We start from the raw sequence: 24,855 nt of genomic DNA on the forward strand, positions 1-24,855 counted from the left end.
AAAACGCCCCGTCCCATCGGACGAAGCGCCGCTCGATCAATCACAAATCTAAAGCTTCACAATCTGACCCGTCGCCTGAGACTCGAACGCACCGAGGATCACCTTCAGCGAGCGCAAGCCCTCCTCGCCGGAGATGCGCGGAGGCGTACCGCTGCGAATGCCCTCCACGAACTCGTCGATGATGCCGCTCGACGTCTGCTTCTGGTTCGTTGCAATCTCACCGACCTTATGGCGCTCCACGGAGCCGTCGCGAAGCTCCACGATCACTTGATCCTGCGGGTCAGTGCCGATCTTCATCACACCCTGCTCGCACCACAGCACCGTGCTGTTGTCCTCGCCCTTGTAGTACGTCCAGCTGGCGACCAGCGTACCGATCGCGCCGCTCTGCATACGTAGAATGCACGTCGCGTTGTCGTCGACATCGGTGCCTTCCTTATGACGCGTGTCGATGAACGCCGCTACACTCTCCACCTCATCACTCAGCAGCCAGCGGATCAGGTCGGACTTATGTACGCCCAGATCGCCCATCGCTCCCATAATCGCCTCGGGCTTACGGAAGAACCAGCTCTCCTTGCCGTCTGCGCTCCAGCCCTCTGGTCCCGGGTGACCGAACGACGTGCGGAACGTGAGGACCTTGCCCAGCTTGCCGCTGTCGAGCACCTGCTTCGCCTTTACGTGCGGAGGCATCAGACGCTGGTTGTGTCCTACCATGAGGTGTACGCCGCTCGCCTTCGCTGCCTCGATCATCGCCAGCGCCTCATCCTCAGAAGCGGCCATCGGCTTCTCGACGAGCACATGTGCGCCTGCCTGCGCCGCGGCGATCGACACCTCGGCATGCAGTGCATTCGGCAAGCAGACACTTACCGCATCCGGCTTCGCCTCGGTCAGCATTTCACGGTAGTCCGTATATGCCTTGCCGCCATGCTGGTCGGCGAACTGCTGTGCGCGTGCTTCATTGACATCGACGAAGGCGACGAGCTCCACATCCTCGCGGCCTGCGTACTCTGGAATATGACGATGCTTCGAGATTGAACCACAGCCGATTACGGCTACTCTCAACTTATTCATGAACAATATCGCTCCCTTAGCTTCTTAGTCTGGTATGGAATAATTACGGAACAGATACAGAATGACAATAGACTACACCTGCTGCAAATAGTGCTCTCTCAGCCAGTTCAAGCTGTTCTCCACGCTGACGAGAGGCGGGTTCTGGCAGCGGTCCTGCTCGACGATCAGCCATTGTACCCCACTGTCCGAGGCAGCTGCAAGCACCTCCGCGAGAGGGACGATCCCTTGACCGAGCTCCAGCGTCTGCACACCGTCGCCATCATAGTTGAAATCCTTCATATGAACGAGCGGCAGCCGGCCGGCATACTTGTGAATATATGCAATAGGGTCCTGTCCGCCGCGCTTCACCCAGCATACGTCCATCTCGACTTGCAGCGTCTCGGGCGACGACGACTCGAAGATCGCATCGAAGATGAGCGAATCGCCGACCTTGCCCTCGAATTCGAACTCATGATTATGATACGCGAACAGAAGACCATGCTTGCTGATCTGCTCCCCGTACGACCTCAGCTCAGCAATGACCGCCTTCCAGCCTTCCTCATCTGCATCCGGCGAGGAATAGGGACAGATAATCGTCTTGCCGCCGATCGTCTTCATGTACGCGATCTCGCCCTCCAGATTGCTGCGCAGCCGCTCCAGGCTTACGTGGCTTCCTGCGACTTGAAGACCCAGCTCCTGTAGGAGCGCTTTCATTTCGTCTGCAGCAATATCCCCATAGCCGGCGAATTCAACACCCTCATAGCCAAGCTCCGCTACCTTCCGCAGCGTTCCCCGGAAGTCAGCAGCCAGTTCATCACGCAGCGTGTACAGCTGGACGCCGATACCCATTCTTCTCATTGCGGTCACTCTCCCTCTGAATTCATCATGCCCTTGTTACGTATTACTATATCCGCTATCGCCCTCGCTGCATATAAACGATATAATGAAAACATCAACTATTTTGCTATTATTTCATCGATACGAAGGAGACCGTACGATCATGAATGCAAATCTGCTGGCGTGCGGCTACGCCTACCACCGAGAACGTTATTACGGCATGGACAAGCATGGTGCCCCTAACTACTTGTTCCGTCTGCAGACAGAGGGACGCGCCAAAGCGTACATTAGTCATCAATGGGTTCCGATCGAGGCCGGCGATCTTATCCTTGTCCAGCCTGGAGATTCTTATGCGCTGCTGATCGAAGAGGAGACCGACACCAACGGCGTTACGATACCAATCGTAAGCGGGGATTACTATTTATTCTGCAACGGGTCCTGGATCAGCGAGTGGTGGCAGCGCAGTCATAAGCCCGGTGTCACGCGGATCGATCCGGACGACAAGCTGATTTCATTATGGCAGCAGCTTATTATCGAGAAGCGCAGACTCGGCAAGACCGATGGCAGCGAGCTTACAGACTATTTACTCCGCGCCATGTGCCTGTACTTGGAACGAGCGGTGACGGAGACGACGCCATCGCATGGCCGTTCCTTCTCCGCGATGCGGATGAAGCGATATATCGAGGAGCGGGCGACGCAATCGTTCAAGGTAGAGGACGTTGCCTCTCACGTAGGCTTAAGCGTCTCGCGAGCGGTCCATCTATACAAGGAATGCTTCGGCCAAACGATGCTGGAGTACGCCCTGCATCTTCGACTGTCGGCTGCCATTGAACGTATGCTATATACCTCCATGTCGCTGGAGCAGATCGCGCTGACCTGCGGCTTCGGCGGATATTCATACTTTCATCGGGTGTTCAAGGAGCATCACGGCATCGCGCCAGGACAATACCGCACAGAACAAAAAAAGTCCCTCTAATAGAGGGACAGTGCTAATGTATCTTTCTCGTTCAATGAATGCAAGATGGCTTCGCACCCGATGACCTCGATGCTGATTAACGTTTGTAAGCACTTCTGCAGAGCAGCTCTGCCGGTTTCTACCTTCTTGTCAAGCGCGGTCTTCAGAAGCTTCAGCGTCTTCTTATTCAAGCTGTCGGCGAAAACCGGGACTTGTCTATCTTGAAACGTGACGAATACTTTCATCCCCTACACCGTCCTATCCGAAAAATAGTCTAGTTTCTTCATCCACTAATAGTATAAATTACGATGATTAATAGAAGCTTAAAAATATATTACAAAATTAAAACAATTTAAGCAAATTGATTATTGAATGTCCCGATATGAGAACGCATTGCTGCGCTTGTCCCATCGAATTAGGATCACATGATACATGTACTCAAGGGCGCCGATGACAAGAGACGTAATGACGATTCCCCAAGCGGACATGGACCAGCCTACGTACCGGGATACAAGCAGCAAGTACAATGCGGTTAGACCAGCATCTGTAACGGTAGCCACCACGTTGCCCGACCTGCGCAGCACCCATTGATCGACCGCCGCGTACCCCAATACACTTAAGCCGACGCTCGTGCCGACCATCTGCCAAAAGGTCGCGTCCGAGAACAAATACAAGAGCGGAATAAGCAGAGCCGCGTTCAGCAGCAGCTTGAGTGATATGCGTTGAAACATAATCCGATCTCCTCCTTCATATGCGCAATGCGTCACGGGCCTAAGCCTCTTATATGCTAGAATGCCCAGACGCCTTCGGCTTATGCTTCCCGCTCGACGACCCGGCCTTCTTCGGACGTAAAAATAAATACAACAGCACCGGCATGAGCCCGGTAAACAGAACCGTTATCAGCGGCCAGCGCTTCATCATGCCCATCAGCTGCAAGTAGCTCTCATAGAACCAGATCGAACCGACGACTGCGGCCAGGGCAACGGGAGCGGCAGTTAGTGCCTCGTCCATCTGCGGTACGACCCGAACGACGGCGCGGCAGATCAGATATAAGATGATGCTCGTGCGCACGATCGCCGCTGGCAGCCATATACCGACAATAGCAAGGTCGAACCGGTCCAGGAAGTCCGTAATCCGAATCTCCCGTATGAGATGATAGTTCGGATAGACGGTCTGGCTCGTTAAGTCCGGATTCATCACCGTCATGCATAGCACAATGAGCAACTGAAGCAGACCGATGCCCAGCAGCAGGCCGAGCAGCCCTGCTCTGCGAGGGTACGGCTGCGCTGTAATGAGGAACGGCAGCAGGCACAGCTCGCCGATGTAGCCGTAAGCATAGAAGCTGGCAGTCGCAATTTCGTATATGCCCGTCTCCAAGAAAGGACGCGTATTGTTAATCTCAATCTCCTTAGCCAGAGCGAATGGGAGCATGCAGATGACGATGATAAGGAATGTCTGGTAGATCTCCGTCATCCGGCCCACCGCCGTGAGCGAGCCTCGGCTGATGAACACCAGACTTGCTCCTACTGCAAGCGCCAGTAAGATGCCAGGCGTCGTGGGCAGCAAGGAATAGCTGACGAAGTCTACGATAGACCTCATATCTCTTGTTAATATAAGAAAAAAGTAGCCGCCATAAGCGATAATGACCAGCTTGCCCAGCTTACCGAAGCGAGTCGTCATCGCTTGAAACAGATCACGCCCCGGATACCGGGCCATCGTCCTCGCCAGCAGCAGCCAGCATAGCCCGACAACCAATAACGGCAGCACGTAGCCGAATATCGCGCTTTGACTTGCCGCCTTGGTCATCAGCATCGGGGCGCTGATTAAAGTGGTGTTGAGGACAAGACTAGAGCCGATTAGAACAATTTGTCTATTCGATAGCTGCTGCTCCATCATTCCGCTCCTTGATAAGAGGATATCCATCGTCTCAAAAACCGATCGAGCTCGGTCAGCGGATGGATCGGATTCTCAGTACCTTGATCGATGACCCACATGGCAGCACATGCGACATATAGCATAACGGCAAACCACAGGTTCAACCGATGCTTCTTCCGATATGCTTTCCACTGAGCGAGCCAGATGAACACAATGAATACGACCGCTTGAGTGATGACGATCAGCATTATTCAATAACCGCCTCCTCAATCAATCCGAACGGCTTCGTCACGGCGCCAGGATGATTAATCTGTATGTTCGTTCTCACATCGAACTTGAGCCGGGGATAATACAATTCATTCCATTCCCGCTCCATCTCTCTCCATTCCTGCTTGTAGCTGCGATGTATATATTCACCTAGGCCGAGCGGATCGGATTTATATTTCATCTGAAGCTCACGTAGAACGCGCTCAACGTCAGACTTGATCTGTGTGGAGATGGCGCTGTTCAGCTGCAACAAATTTTCATCCGGCAATGGATCGTACAAGGATGCGTTCTCCATCATCGTTCCTTTGGCGCTGATCCTAATATCAAACTGAAACCGTTGGTCGTTCGTGCGGACCGGACTTACCTCAGTCGTCAATTCAGTCAGCATTACGGTAACTTGTCCTTTGCCCCGGGGGACGTCGAAGGAGATCAGCGGATTTTTGGCGTTATTACTGAGCATGAGCACATACATCGCATCCTTGCCCTCCAAGGTTCCGGTGAGCCGCCCTTCCTTGAACAAGGCGAGCCCCATCCACTTCACCTTCGACTTCGCCGTTCCATATGAGCCGGGAGATGTCTTGTCCAGCTTGATTAGAGGCAGCATCTCATCCATGCCTTTCGCCAGATGCGCCTGTACGTACGAGCGAAGCGTAATCGGACGCACCGTAAAGTTCTGTGCCAGCTCACGAATCATCTCCGCCGGCAGCTGCTCGATCGACGCCTCGGCATTCAGCACGCTGCGCGCCTCTCCCATGGATACGACCGGTATAGCGGAGAGCCGATTTTGCGGTGTTCGGATGAAAACATCTATCACAGGCGTAAGACCGTCTCTGGCAAGCTCTGCACTGAACACGACTGTACGCCGATGGGCAAAATATAGCTGACGGGACATCGCCTGCTGCTGCTTCTTATTCGCATCTCGTATGGTACCGCCAGTGTACGAGTCGATGAAGAACGACTTGTCGCCCGACGTACCGCCCCCGCCGCCCTTGGAGCCTGCGCCGCCGAGCTGGCTCGGCAGCGGAATTTGCACCGTGACGCGGTATTCATCCCCCGTCTTATCGAAGCCCGTTGCTGCGACGAATGCGACGTCGTTGACCTCCTTACGATCCCAGCAGCCGCTCAGCAGCAGCAGCACCAGCACAGCGGCCAAGGAGCGTGCTCCTGTCCAACGTCTCATGGCGCATCGTCCTTTTTGTTCATAATGATCGACTTCAGCTTGCTGGGCATGCGCTGTACATTGCCGACAGTCGGCTCCGGACGACGCGTCATCTTCCACCAAGGCGCCCTGACGAATATATCCTTGATCTCGTTCTTCCGGTACGGAGCGAAGCCCGACATATAAGGGGTGCCGAACGACTGCAGCAGGCACAGATGCGTCGTAATCCACAGCACACCAATGACGATGCCGAACAGACCGAATACACCGGCGAGAATCATAAGCGGAAAGCGGAGCATTCGAATCGCAATCGCCATGTTGAAGCGCGGCACGGTGAACGAGGCTATACCGGTTAGCGATACGACGATGACCATCGGCGCGGAGACGATTCCAGCCTCAACCGCTGCTTGACCGATTACGAGCGCCCCGAGAATACTGACCGCCTGACCGACCGTCTTCGGCAGCCTTATCCCGGCCTCGCGTAGCGCCTCGAACGCCACCTCCATGATGAGCGCCTCTACAAGCGCCGGGAACGGAATGACCTCACGCGCTGCTGCGATGCTCAGGATGAGCGTGGTAGGCAGCATGTCTTGATGGAACGTCGTCGTCGCAATATACAAGCTTGGCATCAGAAGCGCTACCGCGATGAACAGCAGGCGAAGCCAGCGCACGAGCGTAGAGATCATATATCGCTCATAGTAATCCTCAGACGCCTGCAGCATCTGCCAGAACGTCGTCGGACCCTTTATCACAATCGGTGTACCGTCGATCATAATTGCGAACTTCCCTTCTAGAAGCTGACTGACGACGGAATCCGGCTTCTCTGCATAGAGCAGCTGCGGGAACGGTGAATACGAGTTATCCTCGATCAGCTCCTCGATATACCCACTCTCCAGAATCGCATCGATGCGGATCGCCTCCAGCCTGCGCTTCACCTCCTGAATCACCTTCGGGTCAGCGAGCCCCTCCATATAGAGCAGAACGACCTTCGTTCTTGACTGCTCACCTATTTCGAATGGAATGGTCTTCATGCTCGCATTGCGAAGCCTCTTGCGCACCATCCCGAGGTTCGTCTGCAGGCTCTCGGTGAACGCCTCCCTCGGACCGCGGATGACGACCTCAACTGACGACTCCGTAATTGAGCGACCAGGCGTGCCGTCGATATCGAGTCGCAATGCCCCGGCCTGTCCCTCTATGAATAATACGGCACTGCCTGCCAATATATCGTGAACGGCACGCTCATATCGCTCTAGCTGAACGAAGCTGGATACGCTCAGCACCTGCTTGCCCAACTCGCTCAAGTCTGTAAGACGATCCAGCGTGTCTCGCTTCAGCTCCTGCAGTGGACGAATGACATGCTCCTGCAAGTCCTCTGACATCAGCATGCCGTCTATGTATAGGAAAAAAGCTCTCACATTCGCATCCGATATGTAAATCTCACGGAGAATGAGATCCGAGCATTGATCGAACTGCTGCAGCATCAGCTGCTTCGACTCTTCGTAACGATCACCGATCTTACTTTCCAGTGAAACCGTCGGCCCAGGTTTATCGTTCACGTTGATCGCCTCACACATCGTTATGGCTATATACAGCTATTTTTTGCATCTACGACCGTATTCATGCAGTCATTCTGAGGAATAGTTGCAAAAAAATCGCCCGGACACTCACTACGAGTTGCGACTACAGTAGTCAGCCCGTATACTTGGCTTAGCCTATAATAAGGGGAGGCGAGCACGCGGCATGGCTGAGAAAAAATATACAATACCCCGCTGGATATCGCTGCTGTATCGCTACGGTCAAATGTATATGGGTGATCGACTGGAAAAGTATGGAATAGGCAGAGGGCAGTTTATGTTCCTGAATGCGCTATACTGGAGAGACGGGTTAAGTCAAGAGGAGCTGTCCGAGCATCTGTGTATTGACAAGGGAACGACAGCCAGAGCACTCAAGAAGCTGGAGGAGCAAGGCTACATCTATCGGGAGGTGCGCGCCGAAGACAGACGGTATTACAGCGTCTATCTTACCCCGCGCGCTATGGAAATCAAGGATGAGGTGCGCGCCGTCATCGTGTCTTGGCGCAGTGTGCTGACCGATGGCTTATCGGAGGAAGAGCTGGAGATTGCGCTGGAGCTGCTAGACCGAATGGGAGCTAATGCGGAGCGCCAGATGAAGCTGCAATGGCAACAGGAGGAGACCGATGCACTGCCAAGCGATGAAGCCACAAAAGAAGCATAGCTAAGCAACGCCGCAGCTTATCCTGCGGCGTTGCTTCGATTATGCGGCTTGTTCTTGTGGTCCAGAAAGCGGACGAATTGCTCCGCCGCTACAGGACGGCTGACGACATAGCCCTGCACCTCATCACAGCCGAGCAGCTCCAGCATATCCCACTGTCCACGCTGCTCCACACCTTCAGCGACGACCTTCTTACCGAGGCTATGGGACATGGCGATCATCGCTTTAATAATGGCCCGGTCGTTCTCATTGCTCTCCATCTCCATCACGAACGAGCGGTCGATCTTGATCGAATGCACCGGAAGCTGCTTGAGCAATACGAGCGACGAGTAGCCAGTGCCGAAATCATCGATCGACAGCTTGACGCCGAGTGCCATGATCTCTTGACAGAGCACGTTGCTCTGCTCCTGCTCCAGCATCGCAGTGCGCTCCGTAATCTCAAGGCATAGCAGCGACGGGTCGATGCCGGTGCGATGAAGCGTCTCTGCGAGAACCTGAGGGAATTTAGGGTCCTGGAATTGCTTGGCCGACAAGTTAATAGACAGACAAATCGGCTCATAGCCAGCCTCCAGCCAATCGCGCAGCTGCTCACAGGCCGTCTCCAGCACCCAGTAGCCGATATCGACGATGGTGCCCGATTCCTCCGCGAGTGGTATGAACAATCCAGGTGAGATGAGCCCCCTCTCTGGATGATTCCACCGGATAAGCGCCTCTGCGCCGATCATTTTCCCCGAACGAATATGCACCTGTGGCTGGTAATGAAGCGCGAACTCTCCTTGCTTCAGCCCCTTACGAATCCAACCATCCATCCGGAAGCGCTCCCGCTCCTCATGATGAATCGAAGGGTCGAAGATGACCGCGCGATTACGACCCGATTTCTTAGCGTGGTACATGGCCAGATCCGCATGCTGCTGCAGCTGCTCCGCCGTCTGCCCATGCTCCGGGAAGCTGCTGACGCCGATGCTCACCGAGATGTAGTGCGACTTACCCTCATACACAATCGGCTGCTGGAAGCGCTGGTACAGCTCCTGACAATAAGCCTGAATTCGATCCAAACCGGACAGTCCCGGCACGAGTATCGCGAACTCGTCTCCAGACAGCCGCGCAACGGTCATATTCGGAAGCGCAGCACCTCGCAGCAGAGCTGCCACATGCTCCAGCAGTCGATCACCGACGTGATGTCCTTGCGTGTCGTTAACTTTCTTAAAGCCGTCCAAGTCAAGCACCATCATCGAGAAGGGCGCATCGAACTTCATGCCGTGGAGCAGGTGCTCCTCAAGCTTTCTCTGCATCATATACCGGTTCGGCAGCTCGGTCAGCTTATCGAAGTAGGCCATGTGCCTGATCTGCTCCTCGGCTTCCTTCATACCTGTTATGTCGAGCAGAACCACACATTGGAATCGTTCTCCTGCTGTATGTATAGCCTCGCTGTCCGCTCTCACGTACTTGAGGCTTCCATTACCGAGGTTAACCTTATACTCGCCCTTGAACATCGGTTCATGAGACCCCTTACGGCGATCGTCAGCTTCAACTGGTTCTGCCACAAGCTCCATATAACTCGACAAACGGGTTAGATTCGACTTGTCCTTCGGCTTAGACAGCTTCAGCATAGCCTGTGCCTCTGAATTGAGCTCACGGATATATCCGTCTCGATCCAGCAGCAGAATGGCCATAGGCGAGAGCTCGTACAGCACCTGATACTTCCGTTCAATAGAGGGCAGCAGATCGTACTTGATCATCGCATACCGCATGAACAGCGCATAGATCATGACACCGAACAGGCTGAAGTCGACGACCCGCATCATCTCCGGGACGAGCTGTAGGCCGCGAAGCATCGTAAGCACTACGACCCACATTCCTCCGAAGCCCAGTCCGATTAGCACCGTCTTCAGCTGCTTACGGCGAAGCTTGATAGCGGTGTGGTCGGCAGAGCGTAGACAAGAGATTATAAATATGGAGGACAGAACGATCGTATAGACGGCCGCTCCTAACGTCATACCGAGCAGCATCGGTTGTGCCGTCTGGTAGCTCCACATGCCGATGCTGTCGATCTGAATCAGCTGCTCCGGCTTCCAATATAACGTGACCATTACAGCAAGAAGCGGCATCAGAGACAACGCTTGAATTAGCCTGTGCCCCCATATGCGCTTCATCTCCGTTAGCTCCGCGAAGAACAGAATCACACAGCACATGATGAGATAAGCAGGTATAAAAACGGAAATATAAACAAAAGCTTCGGCGAAGGGCAGCTGAACGATACTCGTCAACATATTTCCCAGCAGGAGCACGATCGTTAAGAAGAAAAAAACGGCTGCAATTCGATTCAATAAGCCCTTGCGGTCACGCTGAAGCGTCTCCATCGCGATAAAAAACAATACGGAGATCGGGATGAGGTGAGCAGCTAGAAGGATAATAAATGATATCATGGAGCATACCTCCGGTTTGAAGCATATAGTCATCATCGTCTGTCTGTAACGGAGGGCTAACTTAAGCGTTCGTTGTCGTCTCTACGAGACGGCAGCTGGCTGGCAAGCGTGTTCGCGTAGCCCCTGTAGTTTTGCGTCCCTTGCTTTCGCAAGGTTTGCCAATCCCAATATACAACATGAGCTAATTCTGTTATAACATAATATTCCGAATAATGAAAGCGTTTCACTTAAATTCTTGACCGCTCCATCCATGACGCGAAGCCTCATCCAAAAGCACAAAAAGGCTGCTCGATCCGTCTCCCGCACGTAGGTGCAAGTCTTGGATCGAGCAGCCATATGACCATCTATGAAGTAAACCTGATGTCCAGCTGAAGCAGCTCTGAGCGGCTGCCGATGCGCATAGGCGGGCCCCAGAAGCCGAAGCCTGACGAGACGAGCGCGTGCATGGAGCCTTTGCGCACATAACCCCAGTCCAGCTCGAACAATCGCCGTGTAATGAGATGGTTCGGCATCATCTGGCCGCGGTGCGTATGACCTGACAGCATGATGTCCGCTCCGGCCTCGGCAGCCTTATCCAGCTTGTAGGGCTGGTGATCGAGCAGCACGATCGGCTTCGTCCGATCGATGCCGTCCAGCAGCTCACTCACCGTAAGCCGGGCAGACTTGGCGAAGCGCTCGACCGCGTAATCCTTGCGTCCAGCGATGACAAGTCCCCCTTCGAGCTCGACCGTACGGTCGAGCAGCACCTCGATGCCGATCGCCTTCATCCGTTCCACATACTCATTCACGTGACCACCGATATACTCGTGGTTGCCGAGCACGGCATAGACGCCCAGCGGCGCTCGCAGCTGCTGCATCACGCCCTCCATCCGCTCCTGCACGAACGGCTCGATGCTGTCGTCCAGCACGTCACCCGGCAGCAAGATCAGGTCTGGCTTCATCGCCTCCACCTGCCTCACCAGCCTCCGCAGATGACGCGTGCCGACCATCGTGCCAAGATGCAGATCCGAGGCGACCGCTACGCGCAGCTCCTGTCGCCCTGCAAGCCGCTTCGCGATGGTCAGCTCGTAGCGGCGAACGACCGGGCTCCACGCATTGCGCAGCCCGATGACAGCCAGTACAGCGAGCACGACCACGAGCACCGTACCGACAGAGACGATAGCCCCTGTCTTGGTCATACCTCCGACCATTAGCCCCCATACAGCTAGATGTCCGAGCGGAACGAGCAGAATCGCATAATACAGAAGCCCCATGCCGATCGAGCCAACCTGCCTCAGCAGCTTGAACATGCGGTATGGCAGCACTCTGCGCAGCAGCATGGCCAGCATGTAGCCGAAGGCCAGCAGCACATAGACCGTCACGTATACGACAAGTGGGACTTCAGGCAATATGGCTTGCCAGTACGCCGAGCCGGCCCACCCGATGTATACGAGCAGCGCCACCAGCAAGGCTACGATCGCAAGGAACAGGAACAGCTGCTTTCTCATGGCAAGGTTGATCTCCTTCAATTAACTATTGTGTGCAAGCCTCGATCCATCTACCGCAACGGCTACTATTGTCCCACAATGAACAGCTCTGCACAACGCGGTACACACTGGTCAGAGCTTCCTCGTCACCGTCATAAGCTCAGTCGTACTCCTTGTGCACCCATTCGTCCTCAGGCAAGCCGAGGTCCTCCCCCGAGAAGCGCTCCTCGCGGAACGGGTCTGCCTCCAGATGAAACCCGTTGCGCTCCCAGAAGCCCGGCCGATTGTCATGCATCAGCTCGAAGCCGCGAATCCACTTGGCACTCTTCCACAGGTACAGGTGCGGCACCAGCAGCCGCAGCGGCCAGCCATGCTTCGGCGTGAGAGGCTTGCCGTCATACGAATGCGCCAGCAGAACATCGTCGCCCATCAGATCAGCGAGCGGCACATTCGTCTCGTAATCGTGATCCGCATGAACCATCACGTAAACAGCGCCAGACTTCGCCTGTATGCCCGCCAGCTCCAGCACATCGCGGAAGCGTACCCCTTCCCAGTGCGTATCCGCCTTCGACCACCGCGTGACGCAATGAATGTCGCACTTCACCTGTACTTGTGGCAAGGCGAGCAGCTCACGGTAAGTGAGCGTCCGCTCCTCCTCGACCTCACCGAAGAAGCGCAGCGTCCACTGCTCCATATCGTACTCCGGTACTTGACCTTCATGAAGGATAGGGAATCGATCCGTCCATACTTGACCTGGCGGCAAGCGGTGCTCGAAGCCCGGCAGCTCCACGCCCATCGACTGCGTCTGTTGTGCAGACTGCTGCTTCAGCTTCTCCGCTTTATCATGTCTCTTCATTGCAGCTTCCCTCCCTCGGCATACAGATGAATATGTGTAATATACTCGCTGACCATCGTATGGATCGCTCGTGCCGCCTCATCAGACGGACCGAGTGCAGACAGCTGCTGACGGATCGCCTCGATCCAGCGTGCGCATGACTCCGCTCCGGCCGCGTGCACCCGGCTGAAGTCATCCAGATAAGCCGGAATGAAGCTGCAGTCGATCGAATTCATCGAGTACGTATACGTTGCTGGGTTGTGGCCTGCGGCCTCCCATTCCTTCAGCCCATCATACAGCTGACTTAGTGTAATGAGACCGAGCCTGTACGTGCGCCTCGCATATTCATATGCATCGTGCTCGATGAGTCCTTTCTCATACCGCTTCTTGTTCGTCTCGTCGAGCAGGTACAGTGCGCCTCCCCATTCCAAGGCGAACTTGAGCCAGAATTCGGCGTCCGCCTTCTCAAGGGTCAGACGGATCCGTTCCTCGAATACGAGATCGGGATTCGCCGCCAGCAGCCGTCTTGCTTCCTCCGCCTCGCGTCGCTGCTGTTCCGATTGAACGTTCATGCTCGTGTCATCTCCTTGTTAGATCATGGTGCTCCAGGTTGAAAAAAGAAGACGTCGCCGTCTCCCGCAACGTCTTCTCTTGAACGGCTGCCAGCCTTCACGCTACGCTTAGTCGTCGGCGGCTCTCTTGAGCTTCCACCGGGCTTCACGCTTCGCGTATGTCATCTGCTGCGGCCCTCTCGACTTCTACCGAGCGTCACTCTGCCGATTCCAGCGGTGGCAGCAGCTTCATAATCTGCTTCAGCGCGTCGTCCAGATCGGTCGCCTGAATCGGGATGCGCTCCTTCTCATACTTATCGGTCGCGTGCTGGTAGCGCGGATCGTAATAATACAGGAGCAGCAGCTCGACCCCTTCGTCGAACCGATCGTGCTGCAGCGCCTCGCGAATTTGTGCGGCGATCGGCGTATGAATGCGATCGGCGATAAGCTCGAAGGCCGCAATGCATGCAGCCTTGTGCTCCTCTGGCTTGTAGTCGCTCAATATATGCTTAACGCGCTCCTTCGTCGGCATCTCGACGAACAGCGCTGTACCGTTCTCCTTCGCCTGAACGACGAGGTCAGGCAGCACGACCTTGCCGACCCGCTTGCTCTCCGCCTCGATGATCAAGAATGGAGCATCCTGGTACCGCAGCAGCTCATGTAGCAGAAGCGACTCGAACGTCTTCTGGTTGTTCGGCACAAGGCCGATCTGACCGAAGATGGAGCCGCGATGCTGCGCCAGCGCCTCGAGATTGATCACCGGATAGCCGCGAGCAGCAAGACGGTTCAGCAGCTCCGTCTTGCCGCTGCCCGTATAGCCATTAATGACATAGCAGGGAGGCAACGACGTCAAGCTCGCCAGCGTCTCCACGACCCACTTGCGGTAAGCGCGGAAGCCTCCTGTGAGCCGGTACATCCGCAGCCCCATCAAGGCAGTGACCGTCGCGCTTGTCTTGCTTCGCATTCCCCCGCGCCAGCAGAACACAGCCTTGCGTCCTGGACCGGCCTGCTCGATCGACTGGATGAAGGCCGGCAGCTTGCGCGACACAAGCTCGAGACCTTTCGTTTTGGCAGCGTCTACACTGACCTGCTTGTACAGCGTGCCGACCTCAGCCCGCTCCTCGTCGTTGAACAGCGGAATGTTCAGACTCCCCGGTATGGTCGAGTCCACATACTCGGACTCCGACCGTACATCGATGAGTACGATTTCCCGCTTGCGCTGAAGCTCCAGCAGCTCAGCTACCGTAATATCCTGAAACATGGCCATGCTCTCCTTTGCAGGTAAAGTCTTGTTGATGTTACTTCGTCACGACAATATGTCCGGGGTGCTCGCTTGTGATGTCACCGATCTCATGAGCATCGACGCCAGCTGCCCGCAGCTCGCTGAGCAGCTTGTCCGCCTGAGCGGCCTCGACCGCAATGAGCAGTCCACCGGACGTCACCGCGTCGCATAGAATCCATTGGTCGAGCTGATCGAGGTCAGCCGGGAACGTCACCGCGCCCTCCAGATGGGCGTAGTTGTTCTTCGTGCCGCCCGGCACGAAGCCCGCCTCCGCCAGCTCCCGCACCCGCGGCAGCAGCGGCACGTTCGGCTGAGCGATACGCACGCCGACTTGGCCGCCGCGCGCCATCTCCAGCGCGTGACCGAGCAGGCCGAAGCCTGTGACATCTGTGCAAGCATGCACATCATACGGCTCCATCGTCTCGGCGGCCGTCTTGTTCAGCGTCGCCATCACCTTCGTTACCTGCGCGACCTCGTCCGCGTTCAGCTGATCCTTCTTGATCGACGTCGTCAGAATGCCAACGCCGATCGGCTTCGTCAGAATGAGCTTGTCGCCCGGCTTCGCGCCCGCATTCGTCCGCACCTTGTTCGGATGAATGAGACCGGTCACCGCAAGCCCGAATTTCGGCTCATTATCGTCAATGGAATGTCCGCCTACGAGCGTAGCGCCAGCCTCCTTGACCTTGTCTGCAGCGCCACGGAGAATGTCGGCCAGCACCTGCTTGTCGAGCTTCTTGATCGGGAACGCCACAATGTTGAGCACCGTAAGCGGCTTGCCGCCCATCGCGTATATATCGCTAATGGCATTCGCCGCGGCCACTTGTCCGAACGAATATGGATCATCCACGATCGGCGTGAAGAAGTCGACGGTCTGTACGAGCGCCAGCTCATCGTTCAGCTTGTATACGCCCGCATCGTCACTCGTATCGATCCCGACGAGCAGGTTCGGGTTCAGCTCAGCTGGAGGCAAGTTGCTCAGCACCTGAGACAGCTCGCCTGGACCGATCTTGCAGCCGCAGCCTCCCTTGCTCGACAGGCTGGTCAGCTTTACATTTTCAACAGAAGACATACGCGTTCTTCCCCCCCCTGGAATAACAGATTCCGTATATATCGGAATCTGTTATGGCAAGCCTCGAATTTGGCACAGCCAAATTGAGGGCCATCTTTGGTATTACCCCTGGAATAACAGATTCCGTATATATCGGAATCTGTTATGGCAAGCCTCGAATTTGGCGCAGCCAAATTGAGGGCCATCTTCGATATGACTTAAAATCTTCGATATACTTCACCTGAACCCTCAAATCACTCTAAACGTCATCCGGCGGGTAGATCAGCTCAAGCTCAGCCTCGCCAAGCTGGTCAGGAGTCCCATCGAAGACGATGCGTCCGCCAGCCATGCCGATGATGCGCGAGGCACAGCTTCGAGCGAGCTGCAGATCGTGCAGGTTCATCACGACCGTCAGCCCTTGCTCCCGATGGAGCGACTGAATATAGCCCATGACGCGCCCGGCTGTCACCACATCAAGGCTCGACACCGGCTCATCGCCGATCAGCAGGCGAGGCTGCTGCATCAGCACGCGCGCAATCGCGACGCGCTGTCTCTGTCCGCCGCTCAGCTGCTCAACGCGCCGCTGCGCCAACGCCTCGAGACCGACCTGGCGCAGCGCCTCAAGCGCAGCAGCCCGGTCGGCCTCGCTGAACAGCCCGAGCAGGCTACGCCAGCGCGGCATCACCGCGAAGCGGCCGGCTAGCACATTGGTCAGCACCGATAGCCGGGGGAGCAGCTGGAAGTGCTGGAACACCATCCCGATCTCGCCCCGAATCGCCCGCAGCGCCTCCGACTGCATCGCCGTAATGCTGCGCCCACGCCACAGCACCTCGCCTGCATCCGGCTCCACGAGTCGGTTAATGCAGCGAATCAATGTCGACTTGCCTGCTCCACTTCGACCGAGAATGGCGACGAACTCCCCTTCCTCAATGCGCAGGTCAACAGCGGCCAGAGCGGGCTTGGCAGCAGATTTATACGTTTTACTAATTCCACGTAGCTCCAGCACCTTAATTCACCCTCTTTCGAATGAAGGCGCCCGTATAGTCGACGAGCGTAACTAGAGCCATGATGAGGATGACCTCGAACGTCACCTTCGGGTACATGAACTGCTTGAAGTCGTTGTACAGCATCTGACCGATCCCGCCCGCTCCGACGATGCCGAGAATGAGACAGGTACGAATCGCAACCTCCAGCCGATAAAAGTACTGCGACAGCACAAGCGGCAGCATCTGCGGCAATATACCGTACAGAGCGACATGCAAGCGCGTGCCGCCGACCGCCCTTACCGCCTCCTGCGGCCCGTCGTCCATAGCTTCAATCATCTCCGAAATCATTTTGCCGAATACGCCGACGTTATGAATAATAAGCGCGATAACTGCAGGTAACGGACCGAGGCCGAGCGTCGGGATAAAAATGAGCGCAAGCACAAGCTCCGGTACCGAGCGGCATAAATTGAAAAACGTCCGCGAGGCATCGTACACCCATCGGGCCGGCGTCCAGCTGCGAGCTGCGAGGAAGCTTGCGGGCAATGCCAGCAGCACCGCAGCTAGTGTGCTGAACAGCGCAATCTGCAGCGTATCGAGCAAAGCCTGAAACGCCGGACGCCAATCTGAGGCGTCCGGCGGCAGCCAGTGCTCCGCGATGAACCGGTACGTGTTGCCGATATCGCGAAATAAAGCAAGGTCGATCCCGACACCTTGTCCGGACCATACAAGTAGCACAACGATGACAGCTGCAACAGGTAAGACTCTCATGCTCGCTACTGCTTCACCTTCAGCCTTCCGTCTTCAATGGCTGCTTGACGAATAGCGGCATAGTCCTCATTCTTCGCTTCAATGAAGCTGCTTGCTCCACCGAATGCCTTCAGCACATCCGGATCTTGAATCGCCAGCATCGCTTCCTGAATTTTCTTCACATCGGCATCCGACACCGTCTTGATGACCGCCCACGGATACTGGAACAGCTCCTCAGACTGCCATACCGTCTTAATCTTCGTACCGTCCACCTTGCCCTGCTTCACGAGATTGTTGAATATCGCGCTATCAATGGCGCCGATGTCCTGCTGCTTGTTCTGAATCGCAAGCGCTGTAGCCGTATGATCGCCCGTATAGGTCACGCTCTTGAACTTATGCTCCTGCTGCGTCTTGAACACGCCAGCCTTCTTCAGCGCAATGCCCGGAATCAAGCTGCCCGACGTCGAGCTGATGTCTCCGAATGCGAAGCGGATCGAGTCGGATTGCTTCACGACATCATCGAACGATTGATACGGGGAATCCGCAGGCGCGATCAGATAGGAATAGTAGAACGGCTTGCCATTAATCAGCTGTGTCATGACCGCCTTCACTCCGTAGCGCTCATGCGCCTCCACATACGTCAATGGTCCGAGGTACGCCATATGCGCCTTGCCCGCTCCCATCGCCTCGACAACACCGTTATAGTCAGGATATACTTCAGCGCGCACCTTACGGCCCAGCTTCTCGCCGAGCACCTCCGCAAGCTTGTCCGCACCGATCTTCATCTGGTTGCTGCCTTGCGCCGGGATCACGCCGATTAGGAACTCCTCCTGTACTGCGGCTCCTCCTGCTTGCTGCCCTGCTTGTCCTGCTGTCTTGTCCGCTGCCGGGGCGTTGCTGCCGCACGCTGCCATGACGAAGCAAGAGAGCACAAGACCTGTTAATGCCAGAAACGATTTTCTTCTCCGGAACATGATCTTCTCTCCTTCATATGTGGTTAGGTTTACATCTATTCAGATTAGCATAGTTTACGGTTAATGAAAAGAAGCCCGCCTGCACAAATAAGAGCCGCGGCCAATGGCTCACAGCTCCTTCGGCGGCATCAGCTGCCGCTTCATCATGTACAGCCTACCGTGTCGTCTGTCGTCCTACTTCACCTTGAAGCGCCGTACCGATTCCTCCAGCTCACGGGCCATCATAGCTAGCTCCTGCGTCGATGCGGTCATCTCCCCCATCGTCGATTGCTGCGCAGTCGATGCGTGCAGGATGTGGCTGGACACTTCCGAATGGGTTGCCGCTATTTCCGCTACCGTGTGGATCGTCTCCGCGACATGCGCAGTCTCGGCCGCCATCTCCGCAGAGGAGCGCACGACTTCCTGGAACTCATCATCCAGCTCGTGAATCGTGCGGACGATGTGATCGAACGAGCTTCCGGCATCATTCACGAGCTGCAAGCCTTCCGTGACCTCATCCATGCTCGCCTGCATCCACAGGGCCGCCTTCTGCGTCTCGTCCCGAATGAGCGCAATCGCTTCAATAATATGATCGGCAGACTCAGAGGAACGCACCGCCAGCTTGCGCACCTCCTTGGCGACGACCTCGAAGCCTTTGCCGTGCTCGCCGGCTCTCGCCGATTCGATGCCCGCATTAAGCGCGAGCAGGTTCGTCTGCCGCGCGATGTCGTGAATAAGCTGAATCATGCTGCCAATATCCTGAGAGCGCTGCTGAAGTCCGGATACGATGTCCTTCATCAGCGACATTTTGTCATGAACCGAGGACATCTGTTGCATAGCCGCTTGGATCGACGCGTTACCGTCTGATGCCGTGCTTCGGGTATGGCTCGTCTTCACGGATACGCCCTCCGACTTAATGGAGATTCGCTTCGCGTGCTCGGAGATGTCATCGATGATGCGTGAGCTCTCCATGACGCTGCTGTGCTGCTTCTCGGCACCAGCGGCGACCTCTGTGACTGTACTTGCGATCTGCTCGGCAGCTTGTCCGGTTCTCGACGTATTGTCCTTCATATGAGACGTGTACCGTGCAATGTTGTCGGCATTCTCGCTAACTTGATGAACCAGCTTGCGCAGGTTGCCGAGCATCCGGTTGAACGAGCTGGCCAATTGACCGAACTCATCCTTCGACTCAATGCGAATCTCCTTCGTCAAATCTCCATCGCCCTGTGCAATCTCCTCCAGCTGTCGGTTCACAAGTCGCAAGGATCGGGTGAACTTGACGGCGAGCGCCATCCCGATGACAAGGGCAATGACGACCGCTCCAAGACTGGCCGCTAATATCATCGTCCGCGTATGCTCGACGAGCCCTGCGCTCTCCTCGCTCGAAACCTTCATCAACAGCTCCTGCTGATCGACGACGACCTTAGCGAGGTTCACAATCTCCGTCCCGGTGGAGAACACCTCAGAGCTGATGACAATACGCGCCTGCTGCGGATCGCTCTTGAGCAGCGACTCCACCTTAGCGGACTGCTCCAGCAGCTGCTTATTCTTCGTCTGAATCTCCTGGAGCGGCTCTCGGTGCTCCTCCGGCAGCAGCGGAGACACCTTATCGACCATCGCAGTCAAGTCCGCATTCGTATACTGAAAGCCCTGCAAGTATTGACTCTCCTGCGTCGCGAAGTATGCGTTCAAAAAATTCATCTGCTGCGCGGCATCATACTGAATCACATGCGTGTCCAGCGCCGCCCGCGCACGTTCATTCACCAAAGCTGCGTAAGCGTCATTCACTTGCCCTAAATAAAAATAGGACGTGCCGCCAGTAGCGATGATAAGCAGCGGCGCGACAATGAACCCGATCATAATTTGCTTGGCAATATTGATCCTCATGCGAAACCCCGCTTCCCACTTGGTCATGTACGTTATACCGAATGAAGTCTTCGGGTACATTGTACACTTCCCCGTATTAAGCCCGTGTTAAGATTTGGTAGCTGGGCGAAAAAAGACGCGTCCACTCTTCTCTCAAGAGCAGACGCGCCTCCCGGCACGATATAATTACAGCTTCATCAGTACATTCAAAATCGCTTGTGCGCTCTCCGCACGGGTCATATGCCCAAGAGGTGCGAACAGCTCCGCAGCGCGTCCCTGGACGAGCTGCAGGCTATAAGCTTCCTCGACCGATTGCTTCGCCCATTGCGGCGCATCGCTCATGTCCCCGAAGGTTGACTTCAGCTGAGGAGCTGCTGCGCTTGCGCTCGGCGAAAGCTTGTACGCACGAAGCAGCATGACTGCCATCTCCTGACGCTTGATCGGCGCCTGTGGAGAGAACATATGCTCGCTAGTACCTTCTACAATACCGGCTTCGACTGCTGCCGCAACAGCGTCAGCGTACCAATCCGCGCGTCCTACATCCGAGAAGCGGCTGTCGGTCGTCTTCGCCTTAAGACCGAGCAGACGCACCAGCATCGCGGTGAACTCGGCCCGCGTCACTTCCGCGTTCGGCGCGAATTCGTTCGCGCTGACTCCGTCGATCAGATGCTTCGCCGCGAGCTCCGTTACCGTCGACGACGCCCAATGACTGGACGGTACATCGGAGAAGCTCTTCCTGTACTCCAGCACGGCATACTTGCTGAAGTGCGTAATCGGTGCCGTCAGCTTGCCGTCACTCCACGTGCCGCCGATATATTCCAGCTTGCCGTCGTCTGCGACATAATAAATGCCCGCAAGTCGCTTGTCCGCGCTAGTCGAGGCTGCCAGCGTCAGCTCGATCGGCTGCTCGAAGCGGCTAAGCTCGCTCGACTTCCCATCCTTCGTCATAATCTCAAGCTTGAATTCGTACACTTCTCCAGCTGCGGTAACTGCTGCTCCAGCTTGCTGTCCGGCTGCCGCAAGCAGCTTGTCAGCCTCCGCAGCTTGCACCGGCTCAGCCTTCAGCACGATGCGGCTGTCCGCCAGCTGCTCGGCTGGCACGAGGCGACTCAATGTCTTGAGCACCTCGCTCGGCACCGCCAAGCTCACCTGCTGTGCTTGCACCACGATCGGCTTCTCACCAGCGAGAGTCGAGACGAGACCTGGCAGCACGAGCTCCTTCTTATCCGCCTGAAGCTGCACGACGATGCCAGCCTCTGTTACAAGCTCCTTCAGCTGCTCCGTCGTCACCTCGACAGCCTCCTGATTGCTCAGGTCAGCAGGAGGTGCTTGGCCTGAAGCCGGTGCTGAATCACTGCTTGATGGCTCCTCCACCGTCAGCTTCACAGTTGAGATCAAGCTCGCGTAGGTCGCAGTAATCACGGTCTGACCGCTTGCAAGCGCACGTACGACGCCTGCGGCATCTATAGTGGCAACCTGCGGGCTCGAGCTGCTGTACACGGCGCCAGCTGTCATCGCTGCCTTCGTGCTGTCGCTGTAGTGTCCGTACAAGACGGAGGCACGAACATCGCCGCTCATGAGCAAGCTCGGAATGCCGGACAGCTCAATGCTCTCCAGCCTCGGTCTGACGACAAGCGTGTACTCCGCGGTAAAGCTGCCATAGCTCGCCTTAACGATCGTTGTACCAGCGCCTACAGCAGTAAGCTGACCTAACGTATTAATAGTAGCTACAGCCGTATTCGTGATGGAATACGTCACTCCTTCGGTAACTTGTCTAGAGCCGCCGCTATAGACAACCGACGTTACCGTTACGTCCTGCTCTCCAATGTACAGCTCCGATTGACCCGTCAGTGTAATAGACGTAATCTTCTGCGGCTGACCGGAGTTACCACCCGAGGAGCCACCATCTGGGCCTGGGTCAGGCTGGCCGCCACCAGAGCCCCCGCCGCCAGAGCCAGGCTGACCGCCACCCGACGAACCGCCGCCGGAGCCTGTCTCGTCGTCCCGATCACCGGTGACGAAGCTCCAGATGTCCGACACCGTGCGGCCGCCGAACAGATCCTCTGCCACGGCGTACCATTGGTGGAGCTTGTTTTTCACCAATCCGAACCAATTCGTCCTTGCTTCTGTCCCGCTATCCGCCTGCTGCACAGTACCGATCTGCTGATCCGTGTACACCTTCAGCTCCAAGTAGTCGGTCGACACGCGCTTAAGCTTCGGCTGCAGACTCAGATCGAGCGAGAATTCATCCTTGCCCGGATACTGCGCAGGGTCGTAATAGTTGTAATCGTCGAGATACGGCGAGTACGTCTTCATATGCAGCTTGTTGTTGTCAATATCGAACTGCATCAGACGGATGTAGCCTTGACCGCCCTCAGGTCCGCCCTGATAATCAGCCAGCATCTGATACACGTTGCGATCCGGCGTGCCGTCGCCGTCGTCATCGATCTGATCAACGAGCAGCTCGGCATCGTGATAGTGACCGGATAGCGCAGCGACGACGTTCTTGTTCGGTACGACTACCTGCTCGAAAATTTTGTCCGCAATCGGAGCACGGTTGCCCGACACGAGCAAATACTCATGGAAGCTCAGCACCGCCATCCGATCCGGGTGCTGCTGCAGCACCTCGTTCATCCATGCGATCTCGGCATCGCCGATGCCCCAGCCCATGTACACGAATATATAATCGTTGCCGTGTGAAGAGATGAGATCGTAATGGCCGCGATTGTTGTCATACGACCCGCCGAACGTCTCCTGACGCTTGAAGCGCTCCTCGCCAAAATGCTGCCAGTAATAATCGTACGCTCCTGACTTGCCCGCCACGTCGTGGTTGCCCGCCAGCACGCCGTAAGGAATGCTCGCGTCCTCCAGCACCTTCATGTTCTTCGACGCTTCTGCCCATTGGTAAGCCTTATCCGCTTCATCGACCAGGTCGCCGGTATGCACGACGTACTTGATCTTCATCTCGTCCTTCTTCTCGGCAATCCACTTCACAATGCTCTGATAAATGTGCGGGTAGCTCTCGGAATAATATTGCGTATCGCTCATCCAGACGAACGAATAATCGTAATCGGCTGGTGTCGGCGGAATCTCATCCTGCACGAGCACATATATCGTCTGCTGAAGCATGTAGTCGCCAGCCTTCACAGACGCCTTCAGCTCGAAGTCGTCGCTAGCGGCCACCTTCGTATCGAGCTTCGACCATTCGCCCTGCTGCTCGTTCCACGCATAGAGCGTCACCTTACGTCCCTCCAGCGAGCGCCCGGACCAGTTCATCTCCACAAGATCCGTTGGCTGAACCGAATCGTCCACCATCACCTCGAAGCGCTGGTACGGGAATTGTGTCATCGAATCGTTCGTCATGTAGCGTCCGTCACGCTCTGCGATCAGCTCCCGCTGCTCATCGTTCAGACGGTGCTCGCCCGGCAGCACTCTCTGCTTCGGCGGCTCGACGTCAGCTGCGTGCTGGTAAGCATCGAACGATGCGCCCGAAGCCGCCGTATACTTGTAGCCCCTGAAGAAGGAGACGTTCATCGCATCATTCGTCGGGTCCGATACTCGCACCGTAAGCTGTGCATTCGTCAGCGTGCCTTCGACACCGGACTGCGGAGCGACCAGCTCAGGAGCATTTGGGTGCTCCGGCTCAATCTGGATCGTCACCGCTTGCTCGGACACATTGCCGATCTTGTCCACCGCTCTTACCTTCACCGTATGATCACCGGCAGACAGCTTCGCCGAGGACGTCTCATACGGCATAACGATCGGCTCGCTGTCGATCCATGCCTCCACCTTGTCCACACCTGCATGAACGTCCGTCACATCGGCTTGAATCGTGAACGGCCCCTTGTACGTCTGACCGTCGGTCAGCTCCAGCTGGATGACAGGTGGCGTATTATCTACGGTAATGGTGGCCTTCTTCTCCCCGTCATTCAGATGTGCGACCTTCACCTCGTGCAGACCGTCCACCAGCTGACGCGTATCCCACGCATAAGCCTTCGAGGCAAGGTGCTCCGCACCAAGCGCGAACTCGAAGTCGATGACCGGATGCTTGCCCGCGCTGTCGCCCATCTTCAGCACCGTTTCTTTATCGCTGTAGCGCGAATCCCTTATCTCGGTTCCGTCGGCAAGCACGAGGCGCACATTGCGCACGTCGAAGTCGTCCTTGTTCTCCTCTGTACGCGTATCGAACGGCGAAGCCTTCGAGCCGGCCCGAATCGAGATGACGTTATCACCCAGCTTCAGCCGGTTCGCCGAGATCGGCACGGTCAAGGTCACATAATCATTAATCGTATCGTCGAAAATGCGGAGAATCTCTTCCCCCAT

Annotated in this window: 21 protein-coding genes and 1 riboswitch; of the genes, 2 read left to right on the forward strand and 19 right to left on the reverse strand. The window is 56.0% G+C overall.

What is annotated here, in order from left to right; genetic code table 11:
- Window positions 1-48 precede the first annotated feature (48 nt).
- On the reverse strand, window positions 49-1,068 hold the full coding sequence (locus PAE68_RS19570; protein ID WP_281889746.1) for a Gfo/Idh/MocA family protein: 1,020 nt from the start codon (window positions 1,066-1,068) through the stop codon (window positions 49-51).
- 72 nt (window positions 1,069-1,140) lie between these two features.
- Entirely contained in the window at window positions 1,141-1,905 is a 765-nt protein-coding gene (locus tag PAE68_RS19575) for a sugar phosphate isomerase/epimerase family protein (protein ID WP_281889747.1), read from the reverse strand.
- Window positions 1,906-2,047: 142 nt separating this feature from the next.
- On the opposite strand from PAE68_RS19575, the gene PAE68_RS19580 reads away from it, so the two are divergent.
- Window positions 2,048-2,860: a helix-turn-helix domain-containing protein gene (locus PAE68_RS19580; RefSeq protein ID WP_281889748.1), complete on the forward strand. Its 813-nt coding sequence runs from the start codon at window positions 2,048-2,050 to the stop codon at window positions 2,858-2,860.
- Here PAE68_RS19580 and PAE68_RS19585 read toward each other — a convergent pair.
- From PAE68_RS19585 to PAE68_RS19610, 6 genes are all read right to left on the reverse strand, one after another.
- On the reverse strand, window positions 2,857-3,084 hold the full coding sequence (locus tag PAE68_RS19585) for a 3-dehydroquinate dehydratase (protein ID WP_281889750.1): 228 nt from the start codon (window positions 3,082-3,084) through the stop codon (window positions 2,857-2,859). The genes PAE68_RS19580 and PAE68_RS19585 overlap by 4 nt on opposite strands.
- 120 nt (window positions 3,085-3,204) lie before the next feature.
- Entirely contained in the window at window positions 3,205-3,570 is a 366-nt protein-coding gene (locus PAE68_RS19590) for a DUF2512 family protein (RefSeq protein WP_281889752.1), read from the reverse strand.
- A 49-nt stretch (window positions 3,571-3,619) separates the two neighbouring features.
- The gene (locus PAE68_RS19595; protein ID WP_281889754.1) at window positions 3,620-4,732 is read right to left on the reverse strand and encodes a GerAB/ArcD/ProY family transporter; all 1,113 of its coding nucleotides are present in this window, start codon (window positions 4,730-4,732) and stop codon (window positions 3,620-3,622) included.
- Window positions 4,732-4,962 (reverse strand): hypothetical protein, encoded by a 231-nt coding sequence (locus PAE68_RS19600; protein WP_281889755.1) that lies wholly within the window; start codon window positions 4,960-4,962, stop codon window positions 4,732-4,734. Before PAE68_RS19600 ends, PAE68_RS19595 begins: the two co-directional genes overlap by 1 nt.
- Complete coding sequence (locus tag PAE68_RS19605) at window positions 4,962-6,161, reverse strand: Ger(x)C family spore germination protein (RefSeq protein WP_281889757.1); 1,200 nt, start codon at window positions 6,159-6,161, stop codon at window positions 4,962-4,964. The genes PAE68_RS19600 and PAE68_RS19605 overlap by 1 nt, the downstream gene beginning before the upstream one ends.
- A complete protein-coding gene (locus PAE68_RS19610) occupies window positions 6,158-7,696 on the reverse strand; it encodes a spore germination protein (RefSeq protein WP_281889759.1) in 1,539 nt (512 codons plus the stop codon). The genes PAE68_RS19605 and PAE68_RS19610 overlap by 4 nt, the downstream gene beginning before the upstream one ends.
- A gap of 184 nt (window positions 7,697-7,880) precedes the next feature.
- Here PAE68_RS19610 and PAE68_RS19615 point away from each other — a divergent pair, with 184 nt between their 5' ends.
- On the forward strand, window positions 7,881-8,375 hold the full coding sequence (locus PAE68_RS19615) for a MarR family winged helix-turn-helix transcriptional regulator (RefSeq protein ID WP_281889761.1): 495 nt from the start codon (window positions 7,881-7,883) through the stop codon (window positions 8,373-8,375).
- 17 nt (window positions 8,376-8,392) lie between these two features.
- Here PAE68_RS19615 and PAE68_RS19620 read toward each other — a convergent pair whose 3' ends face one another.
- From PAE68_RS19620 to PAE68_RS19670, 11 genes are all read right to left on the reverse strand, one after another.
- Window positions 8,393-10,798 (reverse strand): EAL domain-containing protein, encoded by a 2,406-nt coding sequence (locus PAE68_RS19620; RefSeq protein ID WP_281889763.1) that lies wholly within the window; start codon window positions 10,796-10,798, stop codon window positions 8,393-8,395.
- 87 nt (window positions 10,799-10,885) lie between these two features.
- Window positions 10,886-10,968, reverse strand: a riboswitch (cyclic di-GMP riboswitch).
- A 174-nt stretch (window positions 10,969-11,142) separates the two neighbouring features.
- Window positions 11,143-12,285, reverse strand: coding sequence for a metallophosphoesterase (locus PAE68_RS19625; RefSeq protein ID WP_281889765.1), 1,143 nt, complete (start codon window positions 12,283-12,285; stop codon window positions 11,143-11,145).
- A gap of 139 nt (window positions 12,286-12,424) precedes the next feature.
- Window positions 12,425-13,120, reverse strand: coding sequence for a sulfite oxidase-like oxidoreductase (locus PAE68_RS19630; RefSeq protein ID WP_397379115.1), 696 nt, complete (start codon window positions 13,118-13,120; stop codon window positions 12,425-12,427).
- Window positions 13,117-13,671: a hypothetical protein gene (locus tag PAE68_RS19635; protein WP_281889767.1), complete on the reverse strand. Its 555-nt coding sequence runs from the start codon at window positions 13,669-13,671 to the stop codon at window positions 13,117-13,119. The genes PAE68_RS19630 and PAE68_RS19635 overlap by 4 nt, the downstream gene beginning before the upstream one ends.
- A gap of 196 nt (window positions 13,672-13,867) precedes the next feature.
- On the reverse strand, window positions 13,868-14,911 hold the full coding sequence (mnmH, locus tag PAE68_RS19640) for a tRNA 2-selenouridine(34) synthase MnmH (protein WP_281889769.1): 1,044 nt from the start codon (window positions 14,909-14,911) through the stop codon (window positions 13,868-13,870).
- A gap of 37 nt (window positions 14,912-14,948) precedes the next feature.
- Window positions 14,949-16,001, reverse strand: a complete 1,053-nt coding sequence (gene selD, locus PAE68_RS19645; protein ID WP_281889771.1) for a selenide, water dikinase SelD — start codon at window positions 15,999-16,001, stop codon at window positions 14,949-14,951.
- Window positions 16,002-16,239: 238 nt separating this feature from the next.
- Entirely contained in the window at window positions 16,240-16,986 is a 747-nt protein-coding gene (gene phnC, locus PAE68_RS19650; protein ID WP_281889772.1) for a phosphonate ABC transporter ATP-binding protein, read from the reverse strand.
- Between the two features lies 1 nt (window position 16,987).
- Entirely contained in the window at window positions 16,988-17,734 is a 747-nt protein-coding gene (phnE, locus tag PAE68_RS19655) for a phosphonate ABC transporter, permease protein PhnE (RefSeq protein WP_281889774.1), read from the reverse strand.
- A 5-nt stretch (window positions 17,735-17,739) separates the two neighbouring features.
- The gene (gene phnD, locus PAE68_RS19660; RefSeq protein WP_281889776.1) at window positions 17,740-18,687 is read right to left on the reverse strand and encodes a phosphate/phosphite/phosphonate ABC transporter substrate-binding protein; all 948 of its coding nucleotides are present in this window, start codon (window positions 18,685-18,687) and stop codon (window positions 17,740-17,742) included.
- A gap of 174 nt (window positions 18,688-18,861) precedes the next feature.
- The gene (locus PAE68_RS19665; protein ID WP_281889778.1) at window positions 18,862-20,553 is read right to left on the reverse strand and encodes a methyl-accepting chemotaxis protein; all 1,692 of its coding nucleotides are present in this window, start codon (window positions 20,551-20,553) and stop codon (window positions 18,862-18,864) included.
- Window positions 20,554-20,718: 165 nt separating this feature from the next.
- Window positions 20,719-24,855 (reverse strand): S-layer homology domain-containing protein, encoded by a 4,137-nt coding sequence (locus tag PAE68_RS19670; RefSeq protein WP_281889780.1) that lies wholly within the window; start codon window positions 24,853-24,855, stop codon window positions 20,719-20,721.

Origin of the sequence: Paenibacillus sp. YYML68 (genome assembly GCF_027923405.1) — a bacterium.
GTDB lineage: Bacteria > Bacillota > Bacilli > Paenibacillales > NBRC-103111 > Paenibacillus_G.